Source organism: Clostridium sp., from assembly GCF_051650885.1.
Taxonomy (GTDB): Bacteria; Bacillota; Clostridia; order Clostridiales; family Clostridiaceae; genus Clostridium.
In genome coordinates this window covers 1-12,984 of the sequence record NZ_JBOFRG010000009.1, presented here as the reverse complement: position 1 = coordinate 12,984, position 12,984 = coordinate 1, and the positions used below count along the sequence as shown (strand labels likewise).

The following is a 12,984-nucleotide window of genomic DNA, read 5'->3' as shown; positions in this document are numbered from 1 at the left end:
GAAATTCTCATATAGGTTTTGTATTTCAAGCCTTTAATTTAGAGAATACTCAAACTGCACTTGAAAATGTTATGATGCCACTTATTTTTGCAGGAATGGGTAAGAAGGAAAGAAAAGAAAAAGCATTAGAAGCTTTAGAACAAGTTGAACTTAAACATTTAGCAAATCATAAACCAAGTGAGATGTCAGGAGGACAAAGGCAAAGGGTATCTATTGCTAGAGCTTTAGTTAATAATCCTAAAATTATATTTGCAGATGAACCTACAGGAAACTTAGATTCTAAAACAGGTAATAATATTATGGAGCTTTTCTATAAGTTAAATGATAAGGGATATACTATAATCATGGTTACTCACAATATGGAAGAGGCAGAAAAGGCTAGAAGAATTATAAAAATAAAAGATGGAAACCTTATAAGTGATGAGAAAAGTGAGGGGTATAAACATGAGGGTTAGTGATAATATTTCCTTAGCTTTTAAGGACTTAGGAAGGAGAAAAAAGAGAACCTTTTTAACTTCTTTTGGTATAACTTTAGGGGCAATATTAATTATTTTAATGGTATCTCTTGGACTTATTTTAAATCAATTTTTAGTAAGTACAGTTAACAGTGGAAGCAACACTAAAACAATTACTGTAAATCCAGTTAAAGCAGATGCTAAAATGCCAACTAATCCAAAAGAAGCAATTAAAGATATGCCAGATTGGATGAAGAAGAATTTTGACCTTATAGACAATGAGGCAGTTTTAAAAATGTCTAAATTAAATGGGGTTGATGGAGTAGAGGCGTACATAGGTGCAAGCGTAGCTCAAATTTTAAGAGATGGAAAAACCTATTATAGTAACTTTTCTATTAAAGGATATAACTTAAATTATGATATGTATTTTAATAGTGATGTTGAAAATGCAAAGGTTTCATCTAAGGATAATAATTTCAAACCAATTATAGAGGGAAAAACACTCCAAAAGGGTGAGAGAAATGAAGTCTTAGTAGGGCAAAGTATTTTAGAAAGCTTAGGAATAACTAATCCTAAGGAAATTGTAGGACAAAACATAACAATTGATATAACTAATATAAATGGTGCTTTTGTAAAACCATATAAAAAGACATTTAAGGTTGTAGGTGTTATAAGTAAATTTATGCCTGATGGAAATAAGATAGTTATGAATAGCACGGATGTAGAAAAGATTGCGGGATTTATGCAATACACAAGTAATTTCTTTAAAGAGTATGGATATAATGGTGTAGTTGTAGAAGCTAAAAATTTAAATGATGTAAATAGTATTGTACAGGGTATAAATAATATAGGATATTTTGCACAATCAACAGGAGATAAGACAGCTCAAATAAATAAGAGCTTTAATACAATAACATTAGTTCTTTCAATACTTGGAATAATAGTAATAATTGTTGCAGGAATAGGTATTGTAAATACAATGATTATGGCTGTACATGAAAAGAAAAAAAGTATTGGAATAATGAAATCAGTTGGAGCAAGTAATTCAGAAATAAAGACTATGTTTATATTCCAAGCAGGGGCAATAGGTCTTGTAGGCTCAGTAATTGGAGCAATTATAAGTAGTATATTATTTAGAATAATAAGTGCTGCCATAATTGATGGTTTAGCTAAAAAAGGAAACAGCGTAGAGTTAATGAAGTTTGCACCTTGGTGGCTTATTTTAGGAACAATAGTCTTTTCAATAATAGTTTCAGTAATTGCAGGGATTTATCCTTCAAGCAAAGCTTCTAAGTTAGATCCAATAGAAGCATTAAGAGAATAGGAGGATAGAAAAAATGAAAAAAACTGATGGAATAAATATAGGAATACAGGACGTATTTAAAAGAAAAGCTAGAAGTATTTTAACAGGAATTTCTATAGCAGTAGGATGTATGTTACTTGTATCAATGCAAGGAATTGGAGACACTATAAATAAGACTGCATCAAGCTTTATAGAAAGCTTTGGAGATATGAATCAAGTTATGGTTATGCCAGAAAAGTATGACGTAAACAACAACTTTGCAATGCAGTTTCAAGAGCAATCAAACAGTGGAATGCAATTACTTCCATATACTCAAAATACACAATTAAACCCAGAAGAAAAAAGTAATGATAAAGATATAACAGATTCTACACTAGAAAGCTTAAGCAAAATACAGGGAGTTAAAAATTTAAGTGTTTACGAGGCAAGTAGAACTTCAAGTATAAAAATAAAAGGCGAAAAAGAAAAAGGAGATTCTGCTATAGTTTTAGGATATAATCCAAACTACCTATATACAGGTCAAGGAGATATAGTAGCAGGGCAAGATTTAAATAAAAGTGATAAAAATGGAATACTAATAAGAAAATCTTATTTAGAGAATATGGGGATAACAAACTTAAACTCTGTAATAGGAAAAAAAGTAACATTAACCTTATCACTTCCAACTGTTTATGGAACAAACTCAATAGAAAAAGAAATAACATTAACTATAAGAGGAGTTTATGAAAATAAAAATGCATATTATCCTGGAAGCATTATGACCTTTGAAAATGTGACAAATGAAATGCAAGCCTTCTATACAGGAAAAGATGTAAATGAAGTAAAGCCGAATTACTCAATGGTAACAATAAACGTAAGCTCTAAAAAATATATAAATGAGATAATGGAAAACATAAATAAAAACTTAGGATACTCAACCTTTAACTTAGGAGAAGTTGTAGGACTTGTTGGAATATTTACAGGCTTTGTAAGAGGAGTCTTAGATATAGGAGCAATTATAGTAATAATAGTTGCAAGTGTAGGACTTGTAAATACAATGACAATGACCATAGGAGAAAAAAGAAAATGGATAGGAATAATGCGAAGTATAGGAGCTAAAAAGAAAAATATAAAAACAATATTCCTATCACAAGCAATCTTCATTGGAATAATAGGAGCGGTAGTAGGATGTATACTTGCAGGAATAATAATATTCTTTGTAAATATATACTTAACTAAAACAGGAAAAGAAATAAATGTAATCCTGTCTTTAAGCAACTATCTAAGTGGTTTTGTAGTAACAGTAATAGTATCAGCAATAGCGGGATACTTCCCATCAAGAAAAGCTGCGAAAATGAATGTTATCCAAACTATAAACGAAGAGTAGAGGAGTTAAGAAGTAAGAGTTAAAAGTTAAGGACAAATTTGCAGAGCAAATTTTAGAATGAAAGAAAAACCGAATTGGCGTTACCAATTCGGTTTTTCTAACTATTAACTATTAACTATTAACTATTAATTATACTGATAGCCTTTTCCAGTGTAGTCTGAAACTTCTTTTGTTTCTTGTTTTCCGTCTACTGTTACTGTTTCTTTCTTTAATGACTCACCTTGGTTTGAGTAAGTATCAGTTTTTGCTGGTATTCCTACAAATGAGCTTGCAGGTGCATTTTCTATTACTTTAAATTGGTATCCGTGGTCTTTAAAGTATTGAATTACTGATGGAAGTGCTGTTACTGTGTCTTTTTTAGCTCCAGCATCGTGCATTAATAATATTACTTGGTTTGGATTTGCTTGTGCTTTAATGTCTCCATCCATTATTTTTATTAATTGATTTACATCAAGAACTGCACTTGTGCTTGAGTCTCCTGTTTCAGCTGTCCAGTCTAAGGCTGTATCGTGTTCTTTGTCTAATGCTTCATTGAATTTAATTAAGTTAGGGTCGTGGTAGAATGCTCTTGACATGTATCCACCTGGAAGTCTAACTATTCTAGTATCAAAGTTTGGTCCTAACACTTGAGTTAAAAGACTTTGAGTTTCTTCTACTTGATTCATGAAGTATGGTACGTCAATTGAGTTGTTTGGATATAATTCACTATAAACGTGTGTGAATGTATGATCTCCAACTGCGTCTCCATCCATTATTTCTTGTCTAACTATTTGTTGAATAGCAGGGTTACTTTTTAAGTGATCTCCAATTACGAAGAATGAAGCATGTACACCTGCATTCTTTAAGATGTTAAGTATTTTTGGTGTATTGTCAGTACTTGGACCATCATCAAATGTTAAGAATACTTCTTTTTGCTTTCCTTTATAGTCTCCAGCTATCATTTGTGCAACTTCATTTGCAGGAACTGCATAGCTTTGTGCTGATTTTAAAAGGTTTGTTCCTGGTGCTATTTCTTGTGGCTTATACCAGCTTTCATAAGGATTTATGTATCCTAAGTATTTATCTTTAGACCAGTGTCCTTCATTTTTTTCAAATTCTTTCATTGCTGCAGTTTGAGCATTGTCAGCAGCTTTAACCTTTGCTTCTTTTTGAACTTCTGCTTGGTGTTCTTTTGCATCTTTAGCGTGTGCAGTATATGCATAGCCTCCGCCAATTACAACAGCACCAACAACTACAACTGCTACAATTATAGATATAAGTGATTTCTTTTTCATACGTATAATACCTTCCTAAATGTAAATTTAAAAATAATCCCAAAGTACTATATTTTTTATAGTACATAGCTTTATTTATATTATATTTATAGAAGTAAATGAAGAGGTTACAAAAAAAGAAAGATTGAGTTAAATAAAATAAAACAATAAATACGTGTAAAATCTAAATTATGAACAGAAAAATTATAGGTTTATGGTTTCACCAATTTTTATAGCTTTAGCAGTTGAATGATGCCCAATATCTAGTGTTGTGAAAATGGGAATATTATAGTCTTTAAGAAATTTTGTAAATATCTCTAAAATTGATGGAGAGTAATTTTTCTCAAACATTTCAGTAAAGTTTCCTAAAATAATTCCATTCAAATCTTTAAAATCAGGAAGTTGCATATACTGATTTAAAAATGTAAGCATCTTAAAGCTATCTCCACTATAGCTTTCTAAAAGAAGAATCTTATCTTTAAGGCTTGGCATATAAGGAGTTCCAGAAAGTTTTAAAAAGCAACGAATGTTTCCACCAATAACTATTCCAGAAGTATTAGATGAAAGTGGAGTTATAGAAAGTTTAAAAAGACTGTTATCACCATCTATAAAAGTTTCCTTAAATAATGAAAGAGAAAAATTTGATTTATCTTTAACAATATTCAAAATTTGGTAATTATAAGTCTTAATGTTAGATTTTTCATAAAGTGCATTTAAGACAACTGTTAAATCACTATAGCCAAAAAAGGCAGTAGTATTATTTTTAATTTTCTCATAATCAATATAAGGAAGGACTAAATTACATAAATCACCACCAGAAATATCAAAGATAGCATCTATTGAAGAATCCATAAAAAATGAAAGAAGTTCGTGTCCAAGTTTTTTATTATCTCTAGCTAAAATATCTTCATTATTTAAAAATTCTGATTGGATAACCTCTATATTTAAAGTAGATAGTATTTTTAAAAGCTTATTTAAGTTATTTTTATTAATAGGATTAGAAAGACCTATTAATGCAATTTTTTTTAATATCATAAAAATTCCTCCTAAAAAATTGAAATCTATATATCTATTATATATAAATGAGAAGAAAAGTAGCAAATTTAGGAGATATGAATAAAAAGATAGTAGATACAAATAATTGTACTTAGAGGTGATTTTTATGAGATTTGAATTAGAAAATGAAATAAAGGTTGAAAAGATGGGAGATGTTTTAGTAATTGATAAAAGAAAATATTTTTGTGCTAAGACAAAAATGTTTATATTAATATCAGAAATAAGTGGTGCAGTATTGGTAGAAAATATATTAGTTTTGCAGGGTTCTGGAATTAAAATTTGCGAAATAACAGAGAAAAATTTAGATAGTATAAGAAGGTTACCAAATGCTATTGTGGGTAAGCCTTGTGAAATAGAAAAACTTTATGAAGAAATTTTACTTTTAGTACAAAATATTCCTAATATGTGATTAAATATAATAGAGGGATATAATTCCTTTTTGGATAGAAGGAAAGGGTGAAAAGATGAGAAAAAGAAAAATAGTATTGGGGATTTTAATAATGACATCATTAGGTATGTTGGTTTCTTGTGGAACTTCAAATGCAAGTAATGAGCCTGAAAAAAAGACTGAGGATGTTAAAACTGAGAAAGCAGAGGAAGGTTTTGACGGCTTTGTAGATGGGAAAAGTGGTATAGAATTAAAGTATCCAAAGGAGCTTGTAAAAGAAGAAGGAAAAGAGATAAAATTTTCAGGAATATTAGAAGAGTTAGAAAATAAGAAAACTGAAAGAGAATTAGAAGAAGAAAAGAAAAAAGATGATAAAGAAAGTGAAGAGGTTAAGAGAGAGCCTAGGCCCTTAACTTTAGAAATTGAGTCATTAGAAAACAAAGATGAATTATCAGCAAAAGAGTATGCAGATATTCAAAAAAGTAATTTAAGAAAAGTACAGTATGTAGTTACTGAAAAAGACCGCTATGTAATATCATGGAAAGAAAACGATTTAATTTATTATGAAAGTGGAATCGTTAATAAAGAAAAGATAGCTAAATTCAGATATAGCTTTGCTGAAGATAAAAAGGAAAATTATAATAAGGTACTACAAGTGGCTTATGATAGCTTTAAAATAAAGTAAAGAATATGAATAAAGAAATAATAAAATAAAAATGGTGAACGAAAGTTCACTATTTTTTTATCTGTTCAAATTCGTATAAATAAAAAGAAGATTTGAAAGTAGAGTTAATAAAGAGAATAATATTAATAAATAATTAGTATATTCTATTATTTTATGATAAATAGATAATTAAACCATAGGTATATTGAAAAAATATATGAAAAACACTAATATGGTTAAGGAAAATATTTTTTCCGAAAATTGATACGAAGGAAAAGGGAATAAGATGAAATTTTTTAATTCATATACACCATTTCAAAAGGTGTTTTTTGTATTTTTCATGGTTGCAAGTGTAGTAACATTTTTTATACCAGCATTTTTACCAGGAGGAAGACTTGTAGATGTACTTACAGTTGGAGGGATAGTTGGTTTAATAGCAACTTTATCTGGTGTAGTAACATCAATTTACCAAGTAAGAGGAAACTTAATTCTTTATTTTTGGTGGATATTAAATACAGTAGCAATGCTTATTATCTCATTAATGGGATGTCTTTATGGGCAAGCTATAAAAACAATACTATTAACATTACCACTACAAATTATAGGGCTTATTTCTTGGAAGAGAAGTTTAGCTAAAGGTAAAGGGGATGTAGTAAGAGTTAAAAGATTCAAAAAAGGACAATGGCCAAAGATTATTATTGCATTAATAGTTTGTTGGTATTTATATATGTTATTTATTAAATATTTACCATATGGGGTACATGCTATATTTGGTGGAGAGATAAAAAAAGACCCATCACTTATAATGGATTCTATATCAGGAATATTAACAACATTTGCATTCTATTTAACATCAAGAAGATATATAGAGCAATGGATATTCTGGATATTCTCAAATGTAGGATTTGTATTATTTGTAGAATCATTTATAAACGCACCTCATTTCTCAATAGTTTATCTATCAGGGTCTATAATGTGGGCACAATATTTAGTTAGTTCATTCTATGGATATTGGAACTGGAAGAAGATTGAGAAGGAACAAAAAGCTGCAATGGCAGAAGATGGTTTAAGAGCGAATTAAAAAAAGTTAATATATAAAAAGTTAAAGGAGGGTTTCACATATAATCTTAAGTGAAACTCTCCTTTGTTATTTCAGAAAGGGTACCTTATTTAAGTTATATGGTACTCTTTTAAATTAATGATTTTGATTTCCTAAAAGATTAATAGTTTCTTCAACATGGTCATGAGTTCCAACTAAGATTATTATATCTCCATCCTTTAGGACTGAGTTTCCGTTTGGAATTATTTCTTCATCATTTCTAATGTATGAGAAAATTCTGCATGTGCTTGGGAAGTTACAATCTTTTAGTGGTCTATCTTCAAAAGCTTTGTTTGTAAGTAAAACTTCACGAACTATAATATGAGTATCTTTAGCATCTGGAAGCTTTTCTTCAGATGGCATAAGCTTTTCAAATATAACAGGAAATAATATGCATGATATTATTGTTGTTATTATGAAGGCTGAATAGTCTGAAGTAGTTATAAACTTAAAGTTAAGTGCAAGTTGTGCTGATACTATAACTAAGCTTAATTGAGCTGTTAAGATTGTAGAACTTGCTAATGAGTTTTTAATTCCAAATTTCTTAGTCATAAGAAGTGATGGAATAAGTTTAACTAAGAAGAAGATTATTAGAAGAACTAAAACTTTTAAAAGAACCTTTGGGTCTTCAAGGATAATTCTTAAATCAACATTTACTCCAACCATAATAAAGAATATAGGAATTAAGAAGCCATATCCAATAATATCAAGCTGGTGTGAAATCTCTTCTTTTGCTTTTCCAGAAAGAATTGAAAAAATCATTCCTGCTAAAAATGCTCCAAGCACAATTTCAGTATTTAACCTTTCTGCAACTGCAACAAGTATTAATATTAAAAGAAAAGCAGCTCTTACAATTATATGAATATTTTTGAATGATGGAATAGTAAAATCATGTCTTTTCATAAATATTCTAGAGACTATGTATACAATTAAAGCAAAAATGAAGATTAAAACAAATTCAAAGCTTTTAAGTGTAAGTCCGTTTTCTGAAACTGAAAAAATAATTGTTGTACCTATAATAGATAAAAACTCACAAAGAATACTAAAGGTTAAGATAAGTTGACCTAATTCATTAGTAATAATATTTTTAGTTTTTAATATAGGAACTACAAGTCCTGGTGATGCCGCCATAAAAATAAAGGCAAATAAGATATATCCTTTTTCTATTCCTATAAGCTTTAATCCAAAGAAAGATAAAATAATAGCAACTACAAATGAAAAAATAAGCATTTGTATTGGAAGCTTTAAGACAGAATCTCCAGATTTATTTCTTTTTAAATCATCAAAATTAATTTCAAGTCCACTTAAAAACATTAAGTATGCAAGACCTAAGTTAGACAAAAATAATATAGATACATCTGAATGTACAATATTTAAAAAAGTTTTTCCAACTAATATACCAATAATAATTTCTCCAACTTGATATGGAATTTTTAATCGCTTTAGCTTTGAAACTAAAAATGGTGTTATAAAAGCGATTATAGATATTACAAGTAGAGAACTGTAGTTTAATTCATTATGCAAAAAATTCCCCTCCTAAAGTTATCATTTGTTAAATTCATTATTATTATATATTTATTTAAATTAAAAATATAGGGGAAAAGCCTAAATATTAGTATTAAATAAATAATCTGTATTTCGATAACTAATATTTATAGATAATAATTATTAACAATTTAAAAACATTAAATTTTTCTATTGAGTATAACCTAAGGTAATAGAATAGAATGAAAAACATAGAAGAGAACAAAAAAGGAGAGAAAAAACATGGGGATAAATTTAAAAATAGCAGGTAGGTTTTTAAAATCTAGCAAAGCTCAAACAACTTTAATTGCACTTGGTATTGCACTAGGTGTAACAGTACAAATATTTTTAGGGTTACTTATTAAAAATCTTAATAATGACCAAATAAATCAAATTGTAGGAAATACATCACAGATAACAATTAATAATAAGGATAATAGTAGTAAGGTATTTGAAAATTATGATAGCATAATAAATACGATTAAGAAGGATTATCCACAAGTATCAGAAATAACAGGAGTTTTAGATACACCAGGAATTATAACAAAAGGTTCAGCTAGTACTTCAATATTAGTTAGAGGAATGAATTTTGGACAAGGTCAAAATATTTATGGAGTTACAAAGGATTTAGTTAAAGGTAATATGCCAACTAAAGAAAATCAAGTTGTAATAGGAGAAGGTATTGCTAAAAAGTATGGATATAATGTTGGTGATAAAATAACTTTCTCAGAACCTAATATGGGGACAAAAACAGTGGTTGTAAGTGGAATTGCAAACTTCCAAGTTGCACAACTTAATAATTCATGGATGGTTACAGATTTAAATTACGCACAAAATTTATTTGGAGAAAAAGGTAAAGTAAATTCAATTGAAATGAAGCTTTATAATAAAGATATATTTACAGCAGATACTATAGCGAGTGGAATTCAGGGTAAAATAAACAATAGTTTACAAGTTACAAACTGGAAAGAAACAAATCCAAGCTTATTAAATGCATTAAGTGGACAAAGTTCATCAAGCATGACAATTCAAGTATTTATAATAATTTCAGTAGCAATGAGTATAGCAGGAGTACTTGCAGTATCAGTTATGCAAAAATCAAAACAAATTGGTATATTAAAAGCAATGGGAATTAAAAATAGAGGAGCAGCAGCAATCTTTATCTACCAAGGTGGAATACTTGGCGTAATAGGTTCAATAGTTGGTGGAATACTTGGAGTTGGATTATTTGAGTTATTCTCAAATGCAATAAAAACACCATCAGGTGCACCAATAGTAACAGGTCATGTTTATATAGGATATTTATTAGTAAGTATGATTATAGCAATTATTGTAGCAATTCTTGCAGCAGTGTTTGCCGCATCTAAATCATTAAAATTAGATCCAATGGAAGTTATAAGAAATAACTAAGGAGGAAAAGGGAATGGAAGTTTTAAATTTAAAAAACATAAATAGAGTTTATGGTGATAAAATAAAAACACAAGTTTTATACGATATAAATTTAAGTATAGAAGAAGGAGAATTTGTTTCAATAATAGGTCAAAGTGGTAGCGGTAAATCTACAATGATGAATATTATGGGGACACTAGATACTCCAACATCAGGAGAAGTTCACATAAATGGACAAAGAACTGATAAAATGAGCAAGAATGAACTTGCAAGAGTAAGAAATGAAGAGATAGGATTTATATTTCAATTCCATTATCTTTTACCAGAGTTCACAGTTCTTGAAAATGTATTAATGCCATATAGATTATCAGGAAAAAAAGTAACTAAAGAAGTGTTAGAAAGAGCAGAAAAACTTCTTGAAATAGTTAACTTAACAAGCGTAAAAAATAATAAAGCAACTGACCTTTCAGGAGGACAACAGCAAAGAGGAGCTATTGCAAGAGCATTAATAAACAATCCTAAAATAATACTTGGAGATGAACCAACAGGAAATCTTGATTCAAACACAACAGAAGAAGTATACAACCTTTTAAGAGACATAAACAAAGAGTTCAATACAACTTTTGTAATAATAACTCATGATAATAGAATTGCAGAAAAAGCAGATAGAGTTATTACAGTAAGTGATGGAAAGATTGTAGAAGATACAAAAAAATAGTATAATTAAATTACAAAATATGTAAAAGACTAAAGGTTAAATATCTTTAGTCTTTTTTAGATAGTATAAGGAGATAGTAATGGGGATTGTGAGATTTTTAGGAATGTTTTTTGTAAGTAATTTAATATGTCTAAAGGCACATGCGTTAAGTATTATGATGATGGTCTTTACGACGGATTCAGGAGGAGTAACAGGTGGAAAATTATTTGTAATGATACCAGTTTTTTTAATTATAGCTATATTTACTGTTGGACTTCCATTGGTGATAGTACAAAAGTTGTGTGCAGCTCTAGTAGATAAAAATTTTTCAAAAGAAGAAAGAAAATTAAGAGGAAAATTTGATAATAGAGGAGTTATAGGAGTTCTTTTAATCTATATTGTTATAGGAATAAATATGCATTTGTAAGAGGAGTTTAGTATAAGGGGATGTGGGATTTTGAATGAAGACTATAAGGTTTTGGGCAATGTTTGTTATAAGTAATTTAATATGCTTTGGAGCACATTTTTTTAGTTATGTAATGGTAGGATTTTCGTTAGATTCTGGTGGAACAAAGGGAGCTGAAATATTAGGAATAATACCGGCATTTTTATTTGTATTTTTTATAACTATAGGAATACCCTTATTTGTAGTGCAAAAGATAGGTTCATTAATGGTAGATAGAAATTTGCAAAAAGAGGAAAGGAAATTGAGAAGAAGGTTAGATGACAAGGGTGTTATGGCAGTTGTTTTATTGTATGCGGCCTTTGGAACCTATATTCATTTACAGATTTGGATGTCTTAGTATAAAAGGGGTATAATAAAAGAAAGAAGAACTAAGGAGGAGAAGATGGAAGAAAAATTTTATAAACCTAAGGAAATAGCAGAAATGCTAGGGATTACAGTGAGAACTTTACAGTATTATGATAAGGTAGACCTTTTAAAGCCAAGCTATAAAAATGATAAGGGATATAGATTTTATATAAGTGATGATATACATGAACTTAGAAAAATAATTTCGTTAAAATTTTTAGGTTTTTCAATAGATGAAATAAGAAAAATTCTTGAATCTGATTCTAAGGAGAATATTGAGAGATTAAAGGAAAAAAAGCGTGATTTAGAGCATGAAATAAAAAAACTTACAATAATTAATGAGTGTTTAGAAGATTTAGATGTAGTAAAACATGAAAATGAAATAGATTGGCTTAAAATTGCAGGAAGTATAAAAACAAAGAGGATAGAAAGCCATAAAATTCAATATGGTGATGATGTACGTGATAAAGAAAAACATGGAGATTTACATAAAGAGTTAATGGATATATTAATCGAAATATTAAATAGCAAAGGCTCTGAAGAGGAAAAACAAGTTAAAAGGCTTAGAGTGCATATGAATAATATGACTAGAAGTGATAATGGATTAGAAGTTATATTAGAAAATCTTAAAGACATAAGTGATATGCCAGGAAAAATTAGAGGATTACCAACAAAGGATGCTTTAACTATTGCAGAAAAAATAGAAAAGTACAGATAAGGCTTTAGAAAATATAAATAATTATGTAAAATGAATATATAGAAAAAAGGAAATGGAGTGATATAAATGAAAAAAGTAGAAGAAAGATTTTTAGAGTATATAAAGTTTGATACAAAATCAGATGAAGAAAGTAATACAGTGCCAAGTACTAAGGGGCAATTAGTATTAGGTGATGCATTAGTTAAAGAACTTAAGGAAATTGGACTTGTAGATGTAGAGCAAGATGAAAATGGATATATCTATGCAACATTAAAAGGAAAT

General features: G+C 28.8%; 14 protein-coding genes and 1 pseudogene. 12 read left to right on the top strand and 3 right to left on the bottom strand.

What is annotated here, in order from left to right; genetic code table 11:
* The 3 genes from ACRC28_RS00200 to ACRC28_RS00190 form a co-directional block, all read left to right on the top strand.
* A partial coding sequence (locus ACRC28_RS00200; RefSeq protein ID WP_438541445.1) for an ABC transporter ATP-binding protein occupies positions 1-455 on the top strand: 455 nt, incomplete at its 5' end.
* The gene (locus tag ACRC28_RS00195) at positions 445-1,779 is read left to right on the top strand and encodes an ABC transporter permease (protein WP_438541444.1); all 1,335 of its coding nucleotides are present in this window, start codon (positions 445-447) and stop codon (positions 1,777-1,779) included. The genes ACRC28_RS00200 and ACRC28_RS00195, both read left to right, overlap by 11 nt.
* Before the next feature lie 13 nt (positions 1,780-1,792).
* Positions 1,793-3,124, top strand: coding sequence for an ABC transporter permease (locus ACRC28_RS00190; protein ID WP_438541443.1), 1,332 nt, complete (start codon positions 1,793-1,795; stop codon positions 3,122-3,124).
* A 125-nt stretch (positions 3,125-3,249) separates the two neighbouring features.
* Here ACRC28_RS00190 and ACRC28_RS00185 read toward each other — a convergent pair whose 3' ends face one another.
* Both ACRC28_RS00185 and ACRC28_RS00180 read right to left on the bottom strand, forming a co-directional pair.
* Positions 3,250-4,398: a polysaccharide deacetylase family protein gene (locus tag ACRC28_RS00185; RefSeq protein ID WP_438541442.1), complete on the bottom strand. Its 1,149-nt coding sequence runs from the start codon at positions 4,396-4,398 to the stop codon at positions 3,250-3,252.
* A 183-nt stretch (positions 4,399-4,581) separates the two neighbouring features.
* A complete protein-coding gene (locus tag ACRC28_RS00180; RefSeq protein ID WP_438541441.1) occupies positions 4,582-5,412 on the bottom strand; it encodes an LD-carboxypeptidase in 831 nt (276 codons plus the stop codon).
* Between the two features lie 127 nt (positions 5,413-5,539).
* Between ACRC28_RS00180 and ACRC28_RS00175 the strand changes: the two genes are divergently transcribed.
* The 3 genes from ACRC28_RS00175 (at position 5,540) to pnuC (ending at position 7,566) form a co-directional block, all read left to right on the top strand.
* A complete protein-coding gene (locus ACRC28_RS00175) occupies positions 5,540-5,842 on the top strand; it encodes a hypothetical protein (protein ID WP_438541440.1) in 303 nt (100 codons plus the stop codon).
* A 55-nt stretch (positions 5,843-5,897) separates the two neighbouring features.
* Complete coding sequence (locus ACRC28_RS00170; protein WP_438541439.1) at positions 5,898-6,506, top strand: hypothetical protein; 609 nt, start codon at positions 5,898-5,900, stop codon at positions 6,504-6,506.
* A gap of 265 nt (positions 6,507-6,771) precedes the next feature.
* Positions 6,772-7,566 (top strand): nicotinamide riboside transporter PnuC, encoded by a 795-nt coding sequence (gene pnuC, locus ACRC28_RS00165; protein WP_438541438.1) that lies wholly within the window; start codon positions 6,772-6,774, stop codon positions 7,564-7,566.
* Between the two features lie 114 nt (positions 7,567-7,680).
* On the opposite strand, the gene ACRC28_RS00160 is transcribed toward pnuC, so the two are convergent.
* Positions 7,681-9,108 carry a cation:proton antiporter gene (locus ACRC28_RS00160; RefSeq protein ID WP_438541437.1) on the bottom strand — a complete coding sequence of 476 codons (1,428 nt, stop codon included), beginning with the start codon at positions 9,106-9,108 and terminating at the stop codon, positions 7,681-7,683.
* Positions 9,109-9,351: 243 nt separating this feature from the next.
* Here ACRC28_RS00160 and ACRC28_RS00155 point away from each other — a divergent pair, with 243 nt between their 5' ends.
* The 6 genes and pseudogenes from ACRC28_RS00155 to ACRC28_RS00130 all read left to right on the top strand — a co-directional run.
* Positions 9,352-10,518 (top strand): ABC transporter permease, encoded by a 1,167-nt coding sequence (locus ACRC28_RS00155; protein ID WP_438541436.1) that lies wholly within the window; start codon positions 9,352-9,354, stop codon positions 10,516-10,518.
* Positions 10,519-10,531: 13 nt separating this feature from the next.
* A complete protein-coding gene (locus ACRC28_RS00150) occupies positions 10,532-11,215 on the top strand; it encodes an ABC transporter ATP-binding protein (RefSeq protein ID WP_438541435.1) in 684 nt (227 codons plus the stop codon).
* Positions 11,216-11,294: 79 nt separating this feature from the next.
* Entirely contained in the window at positions 11,295-11,621 is a 327-nt protein-coding gene (locus ACRC28_RS00145) for a hypothetical protein (RefSeq protein ID WP_438541434.1), read from the top strand.
* Between the two features lie 34 nt (positions 11,622-11,655).
* The gene (locus ACRC28_RS00140) at positions 11,656-11,997 is read left to right on the top strand and encodes a hypothetical protein (protein ID WP_438541433.1); all 342 of its coding nucleotides are present in this window, start codon (positions 11,656-11,658) and stop codon (positions 11,995-11,997) included.
* Positions 11,998-12,042: 45 nt separating this feature from the next.
* Positions 12,043-12,723: a MerR family transcriptional regulator gene (locus ACRC28_RS00135; protein ID WP_438541432.1), complete on the top strand. Its 681-nt coding sequence runs from the start codon at positions 12,043-12,045 to the stop codon at positions 12,721-12,723.
* Between the two features lie 66 nt (positions 12,724-12,789).
* Positions 12,790-12,984: pseudogene (locus ACRC28_RS00130) on the top strand (peptidase T); the annotation flags it as partial.

Bases quoted from the DNA above. Each gene is read 5' to 3' on its own strand.
- ACRC28_RS00195 (WP_438541444.1), top strand. From the start codon at position 445: ATGAGGGTTAGTGATAATATTTCCTTAGCTTTTAAGGACTTAGGAAGG.
- ACRC28_RS00190 (WP_438541443.1), top strand. From the start codon at position 1,793: ATGAAAAAAACTGATGGAATAAATATAGGAATACAGGACGTATTTAAA.
- ACRC28_RS00185 (WP_438541442.1), bottom strand. From the start codon at position 4,398: ATGAAAAAGAAATCACTTATATCTATAATTGTAGCAGTTGTAGTTGTT.
- ACRC28_RS00180 (WP_438541441.1), bottom strand. From the start codon at position 5,412: ATGATATTAAAAAAAATTGCATTAATAGGTCTTTCTAATCCTATTAAT.
- ACRC28_RS00175 (WP_438541440.1), top strand. From the start codon at position 5,540: ATGAGATTTGAATTAGAAAATGAAATAAAGGTTGAAAAGATGGGAGAT.
- ACRC28_RS00170 (WP_438541439.1), top strand. From the start codon at position 5,898: ATGAGAAAAAGAAAAATAGTATTGGGGATTTTAATAATGACATCATTA.
- pnuC (WP_438541438.1), top strand. From the start codon at position 6,772: ATGAAATTTTTTAATTCATATACACCATTTCAAAAGGTGTTTTTTGTA.
- ACRC28_RS00155 (WP_438541436.1), top strand. From the start codon at position 9,352: ATGGGGATAAATTTAAAAATAGCAGGTAGGTTTTTAAAATCTAGCAAA.
- ACRC28_RS00150 (WP_438541435.1), top strand. From the start codon at position 10,532: ATGGAAGTTTTAAATTTAAAAAACATAAATAGAGTTTATGGTGATAAA.
- ACRC28_RS00145 (WP_438541434.1), top strand. From the start codon at position 11,295: ATGGGGATTGTGAGATTTTTAGGAATGTTTTTTGTAAGTAATTTAATA.
- ACRC28_RS00140 (WP_438541433.1), top strand. From the start codon at position 11,656: ATGAAGACTATAAGGTTTTGGGCAATGTTTGTTATAAGTAATTTAATA.
- ACRC28_RS00135 (WP_438541432.1), top strand. From the start codon at position 12,043: ATGGAAGAAAAATTTTATAAACCTAAGGAAATAGCAGAAATGCTAGGG.